Raw genomic sequence first — 16,912 nt, 5'->3', positions numbered from 1 at the left:
ATTACACTCCTACCGCAACTGAAACAGGCTCTGCAAGAGAAACCGTAGGTGCAAGACCTACTGGGTAGCCAATATAACCTGTAGGTAAATAGTCAATCACTTGAACTGGAAGAACGATTGAAGTCTCGCCCGCTTTCACAGTAATTTTTTGACCGTCTTGAACATTCAAGCGCGATGCATCTTGCTCGCCTACTGCAAATACTGCTTCAGGAATACGCGATTCCATTGCAGGAGTTTTCACAGTAAATTCGCCAGAAGCGAAGATGTGGTGCATAGGCACTAAACGGAAGCTTTCAGGGTTTGCAACCACTGGAGCTGGCGCTACAAATGAACGTACTGGACGCTTAGGCAAACGGTCGAATAAACGAACGCCTGAATCACCGCCTTTCAATGAACCGCCCACATTTTCTTGGAATTTGTTCCAAGCTTGCGGTGAGTTCCAGCCTGCAGACCATGCGAATGGTACAAGCGCTGACGGAGTCTGATTACCTACATAACCTTCCATAGAGAATGTTAATGCAGAATCTTTATCTGTCGGCTGTTTAGGCTCATGAATAGACAATGGCGCACGAAGCGATGTACGACCTGAGTAACGGCGTGGTTCACGTGCCACTTTAAGGCCATGTACACGGAAGCCAGCATCAGGCGCTACATCTTGAATGCCTTCTAAAGCAGGAACATTCTTCGCAACCGATTCAATCACGTCATCCAATACTGTCCAAGAGATCGCTTGACCTTTCACGCCAGTTTGAATGGCATGCAGCCAGCGCCAAGATTCTTTGATCGCAAGTTCAGGTTTGTAGTAGCTTGGGTCATACACTTGGTAGAAACGCTGTGCACGGCCTTCTTGAGATACAACAGTACCGTCGCCTTCCGCAAATGAAGCTGCAGAAAGTACTATGTCCGCTTTCTTCACAGTTTCAGTTTCAGAGTGATCAAGCACAATCACGTCTTTACCGTTAAGCGCTGCATCAACTTGAGCTGCAGGCAGACGGCGGTAAAGATCGTTTTCTACAACAACAATCGTGTCGTAGTCTTTAGAAAACGCTTGCTCAAGGCTTTGACCGCCAAAGATCGCTAAGCCCATTGAGTTCACTTCAGGAACAGTCAATGTCAAGCCAGCATTGCCAAGGTTCTGTGCAACTTGTGCAGCAGCTTCCATGATTGATGCGTCTTGTAAGCTCGTACCAGAGATGATCAATGGCTTTTTAGCCACTTTTAAAGTGTCAGCAATGGTTTGCGCAAATGCTTTCGCATCGTCTGCAAGACCAATCACTGTTTCACCTTTAACAGCAGCAGCAACCGCAAAACCTAAACGCGCGATGTCGTTTGGAGAAGCAACAACTTCGCCTTCCGCAACGTCAGACAAACGTGTTTGTGTTGCAGCAAGGATGTAAATCGGAGATTTCGCATCTTGAGCAATACGCTGTACAGGTTCAGCCAGCCAGTCTTGCGTACGGCGCTCTGCTGCCATCTCTTTGCCTTTATTTTTCGCAGCTTGGCGAACAGATAAAGCCATACGAGGCGCAGTTTGCGTTAAGTCTTCACCAAGAATCAACACAGCGTCATAGCTTTCAATTTCACGCATATTCGGGTTGTAAACACCCTCTGTTTGCATGATAGATGCAGCTAGTTCAACCAGGTTTTGCTCTTTTTGAGACATACCAGTTGAGTAGTTGTCTTGACCAACAAGCTCACGAAGCGCGAAGTTTGATTCAAGCGATGCACGCGGAGAACCGATACCCAGAACTTTCTTGCCTTCAAATTTCGCAATTACTGTGTCTAGCGCTGTATCTACAGATACAGTTTCAACATTTGTGCCAGTGCGGAACTGAGGCTGACGCGGACGGTCTTCACGATTCACATAACCTGTGCCGAAACGGCCTTTGTCGCATAGGAAGTATTGGTTAACTTCACCGTTGAAACGGTTTTCTACACGGCGAAGCTCGCCATAACGCTCACCCGGAGAGATGTTACAGCCAGAAGAACAGCCTTGGCATACGCTTGGCGCATACTGCATGTCCCATTTACGGTTGTAGCGAGATGAGTGAGTTTTGTCGGTAAATACGCCTGTTGGACATACTTCAGTCAAGTTTCCAGAGAATTCAGATTCTAAAGTACCTGATTCTGGACGGCCGAAGTAAACACGTGATGCGTTTGCATACACGCCAAAGTCTGTACCGCCAGCATAGTCTTTGTAGTAACGAACACAGCGGTAGCATGCGATACAACGGTTCATTTCGTGTGAAATGAATGAGCCTAGCTCTTGGTTGTAGTGCGTACGTTTTGTGAAACGGTAACGGCGGCGGTCGTGCTGCGTCATTACAGTCATATCTTGCAGGTGACAGTGGCCGCCTTCTTCGCAGACTGGGCAGTCGTGCGGGTGGTTTGTCATCAAGAATTCAACAATAGAAGCACGGAAATCTTTTGCTTCTTTGTCTTCAACTGAAATGTAGGTATTGTCAGACGCAGGCGTCATACATGACATCACTAAACGGCCGCGGGTATCTTCCGGGTTCGCATATTGAGTGACAGCACATTGACGGCAAGAGCCGACAGAACCTAAGGACGGATGCCAACAAAAGTATGGGATGTCAATGCCAAGGCTTAAACATGCTTGCAGCAAGTTCTCTGAGCCGTTGACTTCATACGATTTTCCATCGACATGAATTGTAGCCATAGTCGAATTCCTTAAGCTTGTTCTACGTTGCTAGTTTTGGCAGCAGCATCAACTACTTTTGCCTCAAACTCGCCACGGAAATATTTGAGTGCGCCCATTAACGGTTCCATCGCACCTGGAGCATGCGCACAGAAAGTCTTACCAATCCAAAGCTTGCGGGTCAGTTCCTGCAAGTGATCGATATCTTCTTTCTTACCTGTGCCATCTTCCAGCGATTTCAGCGCTTTAACTGCCCAAGGCAAGCCATCACGGCAAGGCGTACAGAAACCGCATGATTCGCGTGCAAAGAATTCTTCTAAGTTACGCGTAGCAGAAACCATACATTGAGTTTCATCAACCACCATAAGCAAACACGTACCTAGACGTGAGCCTGCTTTCATGATGCTCTCTGCATCCATAGGAAGATCAATGTGCTCAGCAGCCAAGAAGTCAGTCGATGCGCCGCCCGGCAGCCATGCTTTCAGTTTTAAACCGTCACGCATGCCGCCAGCATGATCTTCGATCACTTCACGCGCAGTCGTACCGAATGGAAGCTCCCAAAGTCCCGGGTATTTTACTTTGCCTGATGCGCCGTAAATTTTTGTACCTGGATCTTTTGATTTGCTAGCTGATAAGCCAACATACCACTCAGGACCGCGAAGCATGATTGCTGGTAAGTTGTTATAGGTCTCTACGTTGTTCACAATCGTAGGACGACCCCATGCACCTGCAACCTGCGGGAATGGCGGTTTCGTACGCGGGTTTGCACGGCGGCCTTCCAGCGAGTTAATCAATGCAGTTTCTTCACCGCAGATATAACGGCCAGCGCCTGTATGCACGTGCATTTCGAAGTTCCAGCCAGTACCTAAGATGTTTTCACCTAAGTAACCTTTAGCGCGGATCTGCTCTAATGCTTCATTTAAGTAGCCAGCAGCTTCGATGTACTCGCCGCGGATGAAGATATAGCCATGTGTTGCTTCAAGCGTGTAGCCTGCAATCAACATACCTTCAATCAATTGATGAGGAAGTTTTTCCATCAGCAAACGGTCTTTGAAAGTACCTGGTTCCATTTCATCGGCGTTACAGATTAAGTAACGCGGGCCAGAGTTATCATTTGGCGCCATCAGCGACCATTTGATACCCGCTGGGAAGCCTGCACCGCCGCGGCCTTTTACAGTCGCAGCTTTAATCACTTCAAGCACTTCTTTAGGCGGCATGCCTAAAGCTTTTTTGAAGCCTGCATAACCTTCAAGCGCTTCGTAGTCATCTGCACTGCGTACCGCTTCTTGCTTACTCAAACGCCAAGTTAATGGATGAGTTTCTGGGTTACCGTCGCCATAAATCGGTTTTGGTTCGGTATTCATACATACTTCTCCAATAACTGTTTCACTGAAGTCACGTCAACAAGACCATGTGTGTCTTCATCAATCATGAGCGTAGGGCCTTTGTCGCAGTTGCCTAAACAGCAAATTGGCAATAAAGTAAAACGGCCGTCAGCAGTCGTTTGACCAAACTGGATGCCTAATTCACGCTGGAATGCTTCTGCCAAAGTTTCCGCACCCATCAAGAAACACGCAATTGAGTCACATAATAAAATTACGTGACGGCCAACTGGCTGACGGTAAATACGGTTATAGAAGGTTGCAACGCCTTCAAGATCTGCAACACTCATGCTGAGCATTTGTGCAATGGCATTCATTTGCGCATCATCTACCCAGCCGTTACGGCGCTGTACATACTTAAGCGCATCAAGACACGCTGCACGCGGATATGGATAATGCTCAATGTGGTGCTGAATTTCGTGGATTTCATCCGCAGTCAAAATCCCTTCAACAGTCACACGTGGCTTTTTATCAGTCAAAATCATCATAATGCGTTACCCCTTAGCGATCCACGTCAGCCATTACGACGTCAATTGTCGCTAAATAAATGATCAAGTCAGATACAAGACTGCCGTTAATCACAGAAGGCATTTGCTGTAAATGCGTGAAAGTCGGTGTACGGATACGTGTACGGTAACTCATCGTCGACTTGTCAGACGTGATGTAGTAGTTCGACGCGCCCTTCACAACTTCAGCCATTACAGATGCTTCGCCTGCAGGCATTACAGGACCCCAAGATACGCTCAAGAAGTGCGTAATCAGAGTTTCAATATCTTGTAAAGTCTTGTCTTTCGGCGGCGGAACAGCCAGAGGATGGTCTGCTTTGTACGCGCCAGAAGGCATGTTGTCTAAACATTGCTTGATGATTTTCAATGATTCTTCGATTTCACGGAAGTGAACAAGCACACGCGCATACGCGTCACCTTCGTACTCTAACGGCACGTCGAAGTCATAGTTTTCATAGCCGCTGTATGGACGGTATTTACGTACGTCGAAGTCGATACCAGTCGCACGCAGACCCGTACCTGTTACGCCCCAAGCCAATGCAGATTTCGCATCGTATTGAGCAACGTTGCGTGTACGGCCAATGAACACTGAGTTTTTCAGCGCAGCGGTGTAGTACTCTTTCAGACGGCCCGGCATCCAATCCAGGATTTCACGGATCAGCTTGTCCCAGCCATTTGGCAAGTCATGCGCAGTACCGCCGATACGGAACCATGCTGGGTGCATACGGTAACCGGTAATCGCTTCGATCGCATCATAAATCTTTTGACGGTCAGCGAACATATAGAATACTGGCGTCATACCGCCGGCATCCTGAATTGCAGTACCAATGAACAGCAAGTGGTTATTGATACGGAACAATTCCGACATCATGACACGGATACATTGCGCACGGTCAGGAACAGTGATGCCTGCCATTTGCTCTACGCCAAGAACGTAAGGCATGTTTTGCGCACAGCCGCCCAAGTAGTCGACACGGTCTGTATATGGAATGAATGAGTGCCAAGTTTGACGCTCAGACATTTTCTCTACACCGCGGTGGTGATAGCCGATGTCAGGCACACAGTCTTTTACTTCTTCACCGTCCAGCTGCAAGATAACACGGAACGCACCGTGCGCAGATGGATGGTTAGGACCCAAGTTCAGGAACATGAAGTCTTCGTCTGCATTACCGCGTTTTAGACCCCAATCTTCAGGTACAAAACGCAGGTGCTCTTGTTCGAAGTCCTGCTTCGCTTGGTTCTGCATATACGGTGTATATTCAGTTGCGCGCGCAGAATACTCTTTACGCAGCGGGTGACCTTCCCAGTAAGTCGGCAGCAAAATACGGCGGAGCATTGGATGCCCTTCGAAATTGATACCGAACATGTCATACGCTTCACGCTCGTACCAGTTGGCATTTGGCCAAATGTTGGTTGCAGTCGGAATGTTGATATCACTCTCAGACAAAGCAACTTTAATACGAATATCACTGTTGCGCTCTAGCGACAGCAAGTGATAGAACACTGTGAAGTCTGACGCAGGCAAACCGTCACGGTGGGTACGCAAGCGCTCATCTACTGCAGACAAGTCAAACAGCATCACGTAAGGACGTGACACTGTACGCAAGAACATTAAAACGTCTTGTACACGTGCGCGCTCAACCCAGACTGTTGGAAAATCTTCAAAAGTCGTTTGCACATAGAAGTTCTCACCAAACTTGGTTTTGAGCTCTTCTACAATTGCAAATGCAGGGCGTGAATCAACTGGAGTTGACTCTGGCATAGCAATGTCAGTTTCAGCCATTGGCTTGGCTTCCTATTTAATACAAATTCATTCAATCTAAACGACAATTACACCCAAGCCGGGTGCATCAAAAATTCTGCCGTTTAAATTATTTAATTTCATCCATAGAGCGCAGGTTTTTCACCGCAATACGCTGATCTTTCTTACGGTCACGTTCTGGCTGCATCTTTGGCTTGTAAATTGGCTTAAGATCATCACCAATCACCGCAGACAGCGGACGGCGCTCTAGTTGAATTTGGTCTTGCAATAACATTAATGCTTGGATTAATGCTTCAGGACGCGGCGGGCAGCCTGGGATGTAAACATCGACAGGAATGATTTTATCCACACCTTGCACAACCGAATAGATGTCGTACATGCCGCCGGAGTTTGCACAAGCACCCATGGAAATAACCCATTTCGGCTCAAGCATTTGTTCGTATAAACGCTGAATTACAGGCGCCATTTTCACGAAACAAGTCCCTGCAACAATCATCACATCGGCCTGACGCGGTGAAGCGCGGATTACTTCGGCACCGAAACGTGACAAGTCATGCACGCCTGTTAAAGTCGTCGCATACTCTACGTAGCAGCAAGATGTACCAAAGTTAAACGGCCAAACTGAGTTCTTACGCCCCCAGTTTACTGCTGTATGCATCAAGTCCTCTAAACGAGTCATGAATACATTTTTATTCACTTCTTCTTCAAGCGGATCCGTAACGATTTGACGGTCTTGAAGCGGATATTGATCAGCATCCGGATTCGCACGGGTTAAAGTGTATTTCATCCCGTATTACTCCTTGTCAGATGATGCAGCCGCAGATTTCTTCACACGGCCAGAGGATTGAGCTGGAATTTGACCTGTAGGATCAATGACCAATTCTTCAATTGAGTTAAAGCGAGTAATTTCTGCAATGTCCATATTTGGCGAACCCATCTTAGCTTTAATCCCTGCAGATTTACGCTTATCAGATGGAGCCCAATTCAGTGCGCCTGTTGATAATTCATAAATTAAGCCAACGAGTAAAACTAAAATAAATATTGCTGCAGCTGCAAAACCAACCCACCCGACTTCACGGACAGAAACTGCCCATGCGTACAGGTAAAGCGCTTCTAAGTCAAAAACCACGAAGAAAATTGCAACCAAATAGAACTTTGCAGACAAACGAATACGTGCACCGCCTGCACCTACTACGCCTGACTCAAACTGCTCCTGCTTAGCGCGGCCCCACGATTTACCCCCGAGGAGTAATGGGACAGTAAGCATAAAGACGCATAAAAATGTAACGCCGATCACGAAGGCAATAATTGCCCATTCGTATGGAGTAATGGCACTCATGCGGGGATAACTCCTGGCAGGCCTAATTTATTAACAAAGAATGTATGTATTGGCCTTCAAATACACCAAACACAAAATTAATCCCGCCAATTGTACCTGATTTTGGATTTCACTTGCTAGCTTATAAGCCTTAGTCTTTCGGATGATTTTTTAGGCATTTTTCTTTTTAAATTATTTTTACAGCCTTATGCCCCTTACTCATCGTTTTATCAAATCAATTCACCATTTCTTATTAATTTTTCTCACATTAAGATTTTTTAAATAAATTTTGCAAATAAAGCAAAGCCAAAAAACAGCTCAGCAACCCCGATTATTCAGCATTTTCTTTCAAAAACACCCCAACAGCCATTTCGAAAATAAATACCTAACAAGAACTGATTGCTTAAAATATTAACAGCATCATATCTCATTTAAGGACATCACATGGGTCCTGATACATGGCTAAAAAACACCAGCCAGCTGCAGCACAATCATTCTTGTGGATTTTTTGCAATCTGATTGCACATCATTTTCATATTATGCTATTTGTATGGAAAAGCTAAGAATCAAACAAAATCCAGCCAGATAAGAACAGGAGTAACAGCAATGACTTTAGAATTCAGCCATAAGCCAAACTATTTCATGTTTGCGCAATTGTTAATCCGTCACGTTGAAAACTACATCAGCAAGCATCCAGAGGCTGAAAATGCAACTTTTGATCTGCGTGATATTTATGACCTGTTCCGCCAAGACAAAGCATCTGCTACAACCAATCTAGATGGCATCATGAATATTGCAGATGAATATATGATTGAAACACTAAATGGCGATGAACGCCTGATCAGCAAATATTCTATTGATGTGGGCAACAACTCTCTGCTGATTGATTTCAACAGCACTGCTCTTGAAAGTCTAAAAAATGGCAAGCAAGTCATCGCGCCAGATGCCACTATTCAACAATAACCTCTAATTGCAGCACAATAAAAAGCCATTCAAATGAATGGCTTTTTTGCATATGAAATCAGTCAGCCCGCAAAACTGATCATTTGCAGGCTATTCAGCACCCTCCTGCTGACGGTCACTTATTATTTTTTTCATTTTATTAAAACGCCGTGCAGGCCATGTCATAGTAAATCTTGCGCCGCCAAGACTTGGACTTTCATCAATAGTCACCTGACCGCCAAACCAATAGGCAATACGGCTGACAATAGACAGCCCCAAGCCATAACCGCCTGACGCCCGTGTACGGCTGTCATCCAAACGCGCAAAAGCTTCAAAAATACGAGTACGCTCCTCCTCTGGAATACCCGGACCATCATCTTCTACGCATACATAAGCATTGCCATTTTCATTTAAGCCGCCGCTGATCAGCACTTTACGGTCACAATAACGCACAGCATTGCCCACCAAATTCTGCACTACCCGATGCAAATAGCGGCGCTCTGCATCAACAACCACATGAATAGGCAGCGCATTCAGCTCAAGCTCTTTACCTGTTTTCAGCGCTTCGGTTTCAATCAACACCTGATCCAGCACTTCAAACAGCACAATCTGCTCAAAATCAAGCGATGGTGTTCCTTGCTCCAATTTGGCATAAGTCATGATTTCATCAATTAAGGTATTTAAAGCCTCAATATCTTTATCAATCATTTCCACCTGCTGCAGACGGTATTCATAATCATCCTCATCTGCCAGCATTTCCATCGCAAAACGGATACGCGCTACCGGCGTACGCAGCTCATGCGATACTGCCCGCATCAACTCACGCTGCGCGCCAATCAAGCGCTCAATATGATCAGACATATTGTTATAGCTGGAAGCCAAAGAACCCAGCTCATCTGTAGTATCCACTGGCAAACGCACCGACATGTCGCCAGATTTCATTTTATTTAAGGCAAAATTCACTGCGCGCAATTTACGCTGCATCGGCACCAGCAAACCATAGACCCCTAAACTTAAAACAAATAGGCTGAGCAAAGTAATACCGGCTGCCAGCTGGAATGGCATCCAATTAAACAGCGGCACTGGCCCTACCACCAGCACCTCTGAAGTCGAACTTGGAATCGGCGAAACAATAGAAATGGTCGTGCCGTGCACAGAAGCACTATCCCGGTACAGTATAATGCTGTAATCCAAACGCAAGCGCCCGATCTGCTCTGTATCCAGAGGCAGCTCCTGCACATTTTTAATTTCAATTGGATATGAGAAATAATGCTGAATTTTTTCTAAATATTTTTTTTCCTGCCCAGGGTAATACACCAGATAATCCAGCACGAAAACAGGCAGCGCCTTCATTTGGCGCTCCGTTATATTTTCCGCTTTGATGTATAGCAAATGACTCGGGTCATCACGCAAGCTAAGGATAATATAGGCAACAGTCGTTTTGGCATCCCAGCGCACAACCGCCTTACGCTCTTCCAAACGCTTGGTTTCAGCGCGGGTTAAATCCACCTTATCTGCTTTTACATAATAAATGGGCAGTTCCAGCAAATCAGATGCATCAGAAATCCAATCCATCTTCTGCTGCGCTGTACTTTGACGCGCCACCCCTTCGCTGATGATATAAGCCATACCGTCAGTTAAAGACTCACGGTATTCCTGCGCGCGCTGATAGTTAATAATCTGCACCAGCAGATATGCGAACAGCGCCACCAATGCAACAAGGATGACGAGTCCAGCATATATACGTAAAAAAATACTATGCTTTAACACTGCAGCAGGTCCTGACGGTCAGCTAGGGGCAAAACGGCATGTGTTAAATGCCGTTGGTTTCTTTCACAAACAAGTAGCCCTTACTGCGGACAGTTTTAATACGTTTTGGATTTTCAGGATCATCGCCAATTTTTGGACGGATACGTGAAATACGCACATCAATTGAACGGTCTTGACCATCATATTCAATTCCGCGCAGACGTTCGAAAATGTCTTCACGCGAAAGGATACGGCCAGCATTTGAAGCCAAGAGCCACAACAGGTCATATTCAGCGCTGGTAAAGTCAACCAATTCATTATTCAGCGTGACTGAACGGCCGCCATTATCAATCACAAGGTCATCAAACTCGATACGCTGCGCCACTTCTTCTTCTGGCGCTTTGTCTGTACGGCGAAGCAATGCACGAATACGCGCAAGCAATACACGCGGCTGCACAGGCTTAGCCACATAGTCATCTGCACCCATTTCCAGACCCAATACTTGGTCCATATCTTCTGTACGCGCAGTCAGCATTAAAATAGGCTGATGATAATGCGGACGCACTTCACGGCAAATTGTTAGGCCGTCTGCACCCGGAAGCATGACATCCAAAACCACCATATCAGGCTGTTCTGCAATAATGCGGCGGATCGCACGGTTACCGTCAGGTTCTACCCCAACTTCAAGGCCATTGCGAATCAAATACTCTTGAGTCAAACGCGCAAGACGCTCATCGTCTTCAACAATTAAAATTTTTGGTAACTTTTCTTCTTGGCTCATGTGAGTGCCCCTTATTAGTCACGGCGTATCCCTTAAAAATCCAACAGATACGCTTCAATATATTTTGCAATATACACACGTTTACATTGTAAACAAGAGGCCGTTCACGAAACTGATACATCAAAGTAGTATTTTGTTAACTTTTTTACAGCAGCCTAAATTCCCCATGTTTTTGAATACTTTCCACTGCCGCTGTACTGTTCGGACAGCTTTTAAGCATGCTCATGCAGCTAAAGATGTAAACACTTGAAATAAACGATGAATGACTGTTCAAATAACTTTCATCGCTTTTCCAGTTATCCACAAGGTTATCTATAAGCACTTAATCCCAGCTTTGTTATGCTATCGCCTTGTCTAATAAGGCATATGCAAGAATCATAAAAAAACGGATTTTTTTGAGATCACTTAAAGCCAAAACAGATCAAAATATTTAAATAAATGTCAATATTGATCTAGCCAAAAATTTCCCGTATCTTGTGTCCAATTCACTTTTAAACCACTAAGTCTTGTGTTTATCCCTCAAACACTGCGGCACACCTCCTGCCCAGTTCAAACGGCCATGAACATAACAATAGATGATAATGGAGCTATGCTGACATGAGCGTAAACACTTCAACCCCAGGCCAAATTCAGGTGATCAAGCGCACCGGTGATGTTGCCGTTTTTGATGCAGAAAAAATTTCTGTAGCAATCGGGAAAGCGTTCTTGGCTGTCGAAGGTCAGCAAAGCGCTGACTCTAGCCGCATTCACGACCGTATTTCTCAACTTACCGAGATGGTATTAAATACGTTCAACCGCCGTTTGCCATCTGGCGGGACAATTCATATTGAAGAAATCCAAGACCAAGTGGAACTTGCACTTATGCGCACAGGCGAACAGAAAGTAGCCCGCGCATATGTCATTTACCGCGAGCAGCGTTCAGAAGCGCGTAAAGCGACAAATGCTCACCATCACCCTACGCTGCAGATTACTGGCGCAAATGGCCAGCTTCAGCCGCTAGACATGGCAGCGCTTGAAGCATCGATTTCAAAAGCAGCGGAAGGCTTAGAAGGCATTGACGTTAAAGCGATTATCGATGAAACAGTTAAAAACCTGTATAACGGCGTAAAAGAGTCTGACATCTCGACAACGATGATCATGGCGACACGTACACGTATTGAGCAAGAGCCGAACTATACATACGTGACTGCACGTTTGCTGCGTGATGAACTTGTTGCGACAGGTCTTGAATTCTTAGGCTTAGCTGCAGATACAAATGAAGGCGATGCGCTTGAAGCATTCCTGAAAACAGGCGCAGAGCACGAGCTGCTTTCACCTGAACTGTTAAATTTTGATCTTGCAAAATTAGCAGCAGCAATCAAGCCTGAACGTTCAAACCAATTTACTTATTTAGGCCTTCAAACACTATTTGACCGTTACTTTATTCATAAAGACGGCATCCGTTTTGAATTGCCGCAATTATTCTTCATGCGTGTGTCTATGGGCCTCGCGATGAACGAAGAAAACCGTGAAGAACGCGCGATCGAGTTCTATGACCTATTGTCTAGCTTCGACTACATGGCTTCTACGCCTACGCTGTTCAACTCAGGTACGCTTCGTCCACAGCTTTCTAGCTGCTACCTAACAACCATTGATGATGACCTGTTTGACATTTATGGCGCTATGCGTGACAACGCTATGCTGTCTAAATGGGCAGGCGGCTTAGGCAACGACTGGACGCCAGTACGTGCGCTGAACTCATACATCAAAGGCACAAACGGTAAATCACAAGGTGTAGTGCCGTTCCTTAAAGTAGCGAACGATACAGCTGTTGCGGTAAACCAAGGCGGCAAACGTAAAGGCGCTGTGTGTGCATACCTAGAAACTTGGCACTTGGATATTGAAGAATTCCTAGAGCTTCGTAAAAACACGGGTGATGACCGCCGCCGTACGCACGACATGAACACTGCAAACTGGGTTCCTGACTTGTTTATGCAGCGTGTATTTGAAGATGCTGAATGGACACTGTTCACGCCTTCTGAAACACCTGACCTGCATGACTTAACAGGTGCTGAGTTCGCTGAACGCTATGCGCACTACGAAGCAATTGCAAAAGAAACAAATATGCTGCACAAGAAAATCCGTGCAAAAGATTTGTGGCGCAAAATGCTGTCTATGCTGTTTGAAACTGGCCACCCTTGGATCACGTTCAAAGACGTTTGCAACTTACGTTCACCGCAGCAGCACGTTGGCGTAGTTCACTCTTCTAACTTGTGTACAGAAATTACTTTGAACACAAGCAAAGACGAAATCGCTGTATGTAACTTGGGTTCAATCAACCTTGTACAGCACGTTCAAGGCGGTGTTTTAGACCGTGAAAAATTAGCGCGTACAGTTAAAACTGCAGTTCGCATGCTAGACAACGTCATTGACATTAACTATTACGCTGTACCGCAAGCGAAAAACTCAAACTTGAAACACCGTCCAGTCGGTATGGGTATCATGGGCTTCCAAGATGCGCTATATGAAATGGGCATGGCTTACGGTTCAGATGAAGCAGTAAACTTCGCTGACGAATCGATGGAAGTGATCAGCTACTACGCGATCAGCACGTCTAGCGATTTGGCTGTTGAGCGCGGTACATACGAAACATTCAAAGGTTCATTATGGGATCAAGGTATTCTGCCGATTGACTCGCTTGACCTTGTAGCAAAAACTCGTCCAGAGCGTATGTTTGAAGTTGACCGTACTCAACGTTTGGATTGGGACACTTTACGCGCCAAAGTTCAAAAAGACGGCATGCGCAACTCAAACGTAATGGCGATTGCTCCGACTGCAACCATTTCGAACATTTGCGGCGTTTCTCAGTCGATTGAACCGACATTCCAAAACTTATATGTGAAATCTAACCTTTCAGGCGAATTCACAGTAATCAACCCATACCTAGTGCGTGCGTTGAAAGAGCGCGGTCTTTGGGATGCTGTGATGGTCAATGACCTGAAACACTTCGAAGGTTCTGTACAAAAGATTTCACGTATTCCTGAAGAGCTGAAAGCAATCTTCGCGACTGCGTTTGAAGTTGAGCCGCGCTGGATTGTTGACGCTGCGTCTCGCCGTCAAAAATGGATTGACCAAGCTCAGTCTCTTAACCTTTACATCTCTGGTGCAAACGGTAAAAAACTGGACATCACGTATAAGATGGCTTGGCTGCGCGGTCTGAAGACGACTTATTACCTTCGTGCATTAAGTGCAACGTCTACAGAGAAATCGACCATTAACACTGGCGCATTGAATGCTGTAAAAGCGACTGCAGTTGCAGCGCCTGCAGCAGCTGTTGCTCCTGAAGTTAAAGCTGAAGCACCTGCTGCTGAAGACGATTTCGCTCAAGCAGCGCCAGTGCCAATGGCATGTTCAATTGACAACCCTGATTGTGAGGCTTGTCAGTGATCTGACAAGTTTTAAATCCTTCCCAACCCTCCTTTTTCAAAGGAGGGAGATTCCTCGAAGCAAATGGCGGGATGCAAGTCCCTCTTTGCAAAAGGTGAGCAGCACTGCTGCGCAAGAGGTGGATTAAAAATTTAGGCAATAAAAAAGCCCTCTACAGGCCGATCAAAACTCGTAGAAGGCTTTTCAATCTCGATGTGATACCAAGATGGTCACAAAGAGGCTGGCATCAGTAAATGCGGTAGTGATTCTATCATTGAATTATCCATCGAGCCAGTAAGAGTCATCTTGAATTTAGTAAGGAATAATATCCCATGGCTAAAAACAAAGTCTCTCGCGATGCTGGAACTGGTCGCTTTGTTACTGAGGATTATGCAAAAAAGCATCCTAAAACAACAGTAACCGAAACGGTTAAACCAACGAAATCATCTAAAAAATAATTTCGTAATTTGTGTATTTTAATATGCAAATTAAATAATAAAGGAACTCACCATGCCACATATGACGCATAACTATCAGTTAGGGCTGATTGCCTTGGTGGTTTCCTTTATTTTGACTTTTTATGTTCCTATCGCCTATTTTTGGCTGAAAGCATACAAAGCAAAAGTGCGTAAGCAAAATAAGTCGTGAGGAGATGTGTTCTAACGCATAAATTTAGAACAATGATCGGCAAAACTTAATTTTGCTTACACAAATTAAGCGTATAGTAGGACATCTTCGCTTGTGATGATGTCTATATAAAAGATATAAGCAACGAAGAGAGAATTGATATGTCTATCCTAAGTTGGGACGATTTCGAAGATGATTCGCAAAAACCAGCTGCACAAACACAGCAGCCTGCGCCCGTCGAACCGCAAAAAGCGGCTGATCCGCAAGTGGTATCTAATGCAGAGCAACCACAGACGAATGTGGCAGCTGCACAACCCGCTCGAACCAATTCAAACCGAGGAGCAGCAGCACATTCAGCCGATTCCTTGGAAAGAGCATCTGCTGCCCTAAGCAATTTAGATGTGGCCCCAGGTCTTGAAGAGCTAGAAATGGGCGCACAGCGTGTTCAAGTAGACGACAAGGCAATGATTAACTGCCGCGCAGACTTGAACCAGCTTGTTCCATTTAAATATGAATGGGCTTGGCAAAAATACCTAGACGGCTGTGCAAACCACTGGATGCCGCAAGAAATTAACATGACGCACGACATCGCGCTTTGGAAGTCTGAAAATGGCTTAACTGAAGACGAACGTACTATCGTTATGCGCTCTTTAGGTTTCTTCTCTACTGCAGACTCATTGGTTGCAAACAACTTAGTATTGGCAATTTACCGCCACATTACTAACCCTGAATGCCGTCAGTACATTTTGCGTCAGTCGTTTGAAGAAGCGATTCACACGCATGCTTACCAATACTGTATCGAATCTTTGGGTATGGACGAAGGCGAAGTCTTTAACATGTACCGCGAAGTTCCATCAGTTGCGCGTAAAGCAGCTTGGGGCTTGAAATATACTCAGTCTTTAAGTGACCCTACTTTTAAAACAGGCACACCTGAAACTGACCAAATTTTGCTTCGTAACTTGATCGCGTTCTACTGCGTACTTGAAGGTATTTTCTTCTACTGCGGTTTCACTCAAATCTTGTCTATGGGCCGCCGCAACAAAATGAATGGTGTTGCTGAGCAGTTCCAGTACATCTTGCGTGATGAGTCTATGCACTTGAACTTTGGTATCGACATGATTAACCAAATCAAGATTGAGAACCCTCACCTTTGGTCTGCTGAATTCCAAGAAGAAATCGTTCAGATGATTCTTGAAGGCACTATGCTTGAAATTGAATACGCACGTGACACTATGCCGCGCGGTGTATTGGGCATGAACGCAGCGATGATGGAAGAATACTTGAAGTTCATCTGTAACCGCCGTTTAAGCCAATTGGGCTTACCTGAGCAGTTTGCTGGTGTAACAAACCCATTTGCATGGATGTCTGAAATGATGGACTTGCGTAAAGAGAAGAACTTCTTCGAAACACGCGTAACAGACTATCAAACTGGCGGCGCGTTAAGCTGGTAATGGCTTTTTAGCGTCACGCGACACATTGTTTGTCATTTGCGACGCATAGTTTGTCATTAAACGACACATTATTTGTCATTCATAAAAAATCCGATTTTTAGAAATCGGATTTTTTATTCGTATTTGATTGCTAATTAGCTTTTACACAATTAAAAATTATACCAAAATGCCCAAGCTGTGATAAAAAATATTAAATTAATAAAACACCAAAAAAAAGTATACATACGTCTCTTTTCTTTTATCCATTCAGATTGTTGACTAAAAACAGCATCCTTTTTTAAGGCCTTTTCTAAATCTTTTTCATTTAACAAATCTTTATATGGTAATCCC

General features: G+C 45.2%; 13 protein-coding genes and 1 pseudogene. 5 read left to right on the top strand and 9 right to left on the bottom strand.

Annotated elements, in window-relative coordinates:
• Position 1 precedes the first annotated feature (1 nt).
• From nuoG to ndhC, 6 genes are all read right to left on the bottom strand, one after another.
• Positions 2-2,680 (bottom strand): NADH-quinone oxidoreductase subunit NuoG, encoded by a 2,679-nt coding sequence (gene nuoG / locus D7V32_RS13500; protein ID WP_120403369.1) that lies wholly within the window; start codon positions 2,678-2,680, stop codon positions 2-4.
• Positions 2,681-2,691: 11 nt separating this feature from the next.
• The gene (gene nuoF / locus D7V32_RS13495; RefSeq protein ID WP_120403368.1) at positions 2,692-4,023 is read right to left on the bottom strand and encodes an NADH-quinone oxidoreductase subunit NuoF; all 1,332 of its coding nucleotides are present in this window, start codon (positions 4,021-4,023) and stop codon (positions 2,692-2,694) included.
• Positions 4,020-4,529 (bottom strand): NADH-quinone oxidoreductase subunit NuoE, encoded by a 510-nt coding sequence (gene nuoE, locus D7V32_RS13490; protein WP_120403367.1) that lies wholly within the window; start codon positions 4,527-4,529, stop codon positions 4,020-4,022. The genes nuoF and nuoE overlap by 4 nt, the downstream gene beginning before the upstream one ends.
• Before the next feature lie 13 nt (positions 4,530-4,542).
• Positions 4,543-6,330 (bottom strand): NADH-quinone oxidoreductase subunit C/D, encoded by a 1,788-nt coding sequence (nuoC, locus tag D7V32_RS13485; RefSeq protein WP_120403366.1) that lies wholly within the window; start codon positions 6,328-6,330, stop codon positions 4,543-4,545.
• 88 nt (positions 6,331-6,418) lie between these two features.
• Positions 6,419-7,096 carry a NuoB/complex I 20 kDa subunit family protein gene (locus tag D7V32_RS13480; RefSeq protein ID WP_120403365.1) on the bottom strand — a complete coding sequence of 226 codons (678 nt, stop codon included), beginning with the start codon at positions 7,094-7,096 and terminating at the stop codon, positions 6,419-6,421.
• Between the two features lie 6 nt (positions 7,097-7,102).
• Positions 7,103-7,648 carry an NADH-quinone oxidoreductase subunit A gene (gene ndhC, locus D7V32_RS13475; RefSeq protein ID WP_120403364.1) on the bottom strand — a complete coding sequence of 182 codons (546 nt, stop codon included), beginning with the start codon at positions 7,646-7,648 and terminating at the stop codon, positions 7,103-7,105.
• Positions 7,649-8,233: 585 nt separating this feature from the next.
• Here ndhC and D7V32_RS13470 point away from each other — a divergent pair.
• Positions 8,234-8,590 carry a hypothetical protein gene (locus D7V32_RS13470; RefSeq protein WP_120403363.1) on the top strand — a complete coding sequence of 119 codons (357 nt, stop codon included), beginning with the start codon at positions 8,234-8,236 and terminating at the stop codon, positions 8,588-8,590.
• Positions 8,591-8,680: 90 nt separating this feature from the next.
• Here the strand turns inward: D7V32_RS13470 and bfmS are convergent, their stop codons facing one another.
• Both bfmS and bfmR read right to left on the bottom strand, forming a co-directional pair.
• A complete protein-coding gene (bfmS, locus tag D7V32_RS13465) occupies positions 8,681-10,339 on the bottom strand; it encodes a sensor histidine kinase BfmS (protein ID WP_120403362.1) in 1,659 nt (552 codons plus the stop codon).
• Between the two features lie 43 nt (positions 10,340-10,382).
• Positions 10,383-11,099, bottom strand: coding sequence for a response regulator transcription factor BfmR (gene bfmR, locus D7V32_RS13460; RefSeq protein ID WP_120403361.1), 717 nt, complete (start codon positions 11,097-11,099; stop codon positions 10,383-10,385).
• Positions 11,100-11,696: 597 nt separating this feature from the next.
• Here bfmR and D7V32_RS13455 point away from each other — a divergent pair.
• The 4 genes from D7V32_RS13455 (at position 11,697) to D7V32_RS13450 (ending at position 16,582) form a co-directional block, all read left to right on the top strand.
• Positions 11,697-14,525 (top strand): ribonucleoside-diphosphate reductase subunit alpha, encoded by a 2,829-nt coding sequence (locus D7V32_RS13455; RefSeq protein WP_120403360.1) that lies wholly within the window; start codon positions 11,697-11,699, stop codon positions 14,523-14,525.
• 311 nt (positions 14,526-14,836) lie between these two features.
• Positions 14,837-14,962: a hypothetical protein gene (locus D7V32_RS17735; protein ID WP_265936386.1), complete on the top strand. Its 126-nt coding sequence runs from the start codon at positions 14,837-14,839 to the stop codon at positions 14,960-14,962.
• Positions 14,963-15,014: 52 nt separating this feature from the next.
• On the top strand, positions 15,015-15,152 hold the full coding sequence (locus D7V32_RS17345; RefSeq protein ID WP_171407664.1) for a hypothetical protein: 138 nt from the start codon (positions 15,015-15,017) through the stop codon (positions 15,150-15,152).
• Positions 15,153-15,292: 140 nt separating this feature from the next.
• Complete coding sequence (locus tag D7V32_RS13450; protein ID WP_120403359.1) at positions 15,293-16,582, top strand: ribonucleotide-diphosphate reductase subunit beta; 1,290 nt, start codon at positions 15,293-15,295, stop codon at positions 16,580-16,582.
• Between the two features lie 149 nt (positions 16,583-16,731).
• On the opposite strand, the pseudogene D7V32_RS13445 reads toward D7V32_RS13450, so the two are convergent.
• Positions 16,732-16,912, bottom strand: a pseudogene (locus D7V32_RS13445) (hypothetical protein); the annotation flags it as partial.

Origin of the sequence: Acinetobacter tianfuensis, assembly GCF_003611465.1 — a bacterium.
Taxonomy (GTDB): Bacteria; Pseudomonadota; Gammaproteobacteria; order Pseudomonadales; family Moraxellaceae; genus Acinetobacter; species Acinetobacter tianfuensis.
The sequence above is the reverse complement of the archived record's forward strand: the minus strand, read 5'-3'. Positions and strand labels throughout refer to the sequence as shown.

Coding starts and splice junctions, on each gene's coding strand:
- nuoG (WP_120403369.1), bottom strand. CDS start 2,680: ATGGCTACAATTCATGTCGATGGAAAATCGTATGAAGTCAACGGCTCA.
- nuoF (WP_120403368.1), bottom strand. CDS start 4,023: ATGAATACCGAACCAAAACCGATTTATGGCGACGGTAACCCAGAAACT.
- nuoE (WP_120403367.1), bottom strand. CDS start 4,529: ATGATGATTTTGACTGATAAAAAGCCACGTGTGACTGTTGAAGGGATT.
- nuoC (WP_120403366.1), bottom strand. CDS start 6,330: ATGGCTGAAACTGACATTGCTATGCCAGAGTCAACTCCAGTTGATTCA.
- D7V32_RS13480 (WP_120403365.1), bottom strand. CDS start 7,096: ATGAAATACACTTTAACCCGTGCGAATCCGGATGCTGATCAATATCCG.
- ndhC (WP_120403364.1), bottom strand. CDS start 7,648: ATGAGTGCCATTACTCCATACGAATGGGCAATTATTGCCTTCGTGATC.
- D7V32_RS13470 (WP_120403363.1), top strand. CDS start 8,234: ATGACTTTAGAATTCAGCCATAAGCCAAACTATTTCATGTTTGCGCAA.
- bfmR (WP_120403361.1), bottom strand. CDS start 11,099: ATGAGCCAAGAAGAAAAGTTACCAAAAATTTTAATTGTTGAAGACGAT.
- D7V32_RS13455 (WP_120403360.1), top strand. CDS start 11,697: ATGAGCGTAAACACTTCAACCCCAGGCCAAATTCAGGTGATCAAGCGC.
- D7V32_RS17735 (WP_265936386.1), top strand. CDS start 14,837: ATGGCTAAAAACAAAGTCTCTCGCGATGCTGGAACTGGTCGCTTTGTT.
- D7V32_RS17345 (WP_171407664.1), top strand. CDS start 15,015: ATGCCACATATGACGCATAACTATCAGTTAGGGCTGATTGCCTTGGTG.
- D7V32_RS13450 (WP_120403359.1), top strand. CDS start 15,293: ATGTCTATCCTAAGTTGGGACGATTTCGAAGATGATTCGCAAAAACCA.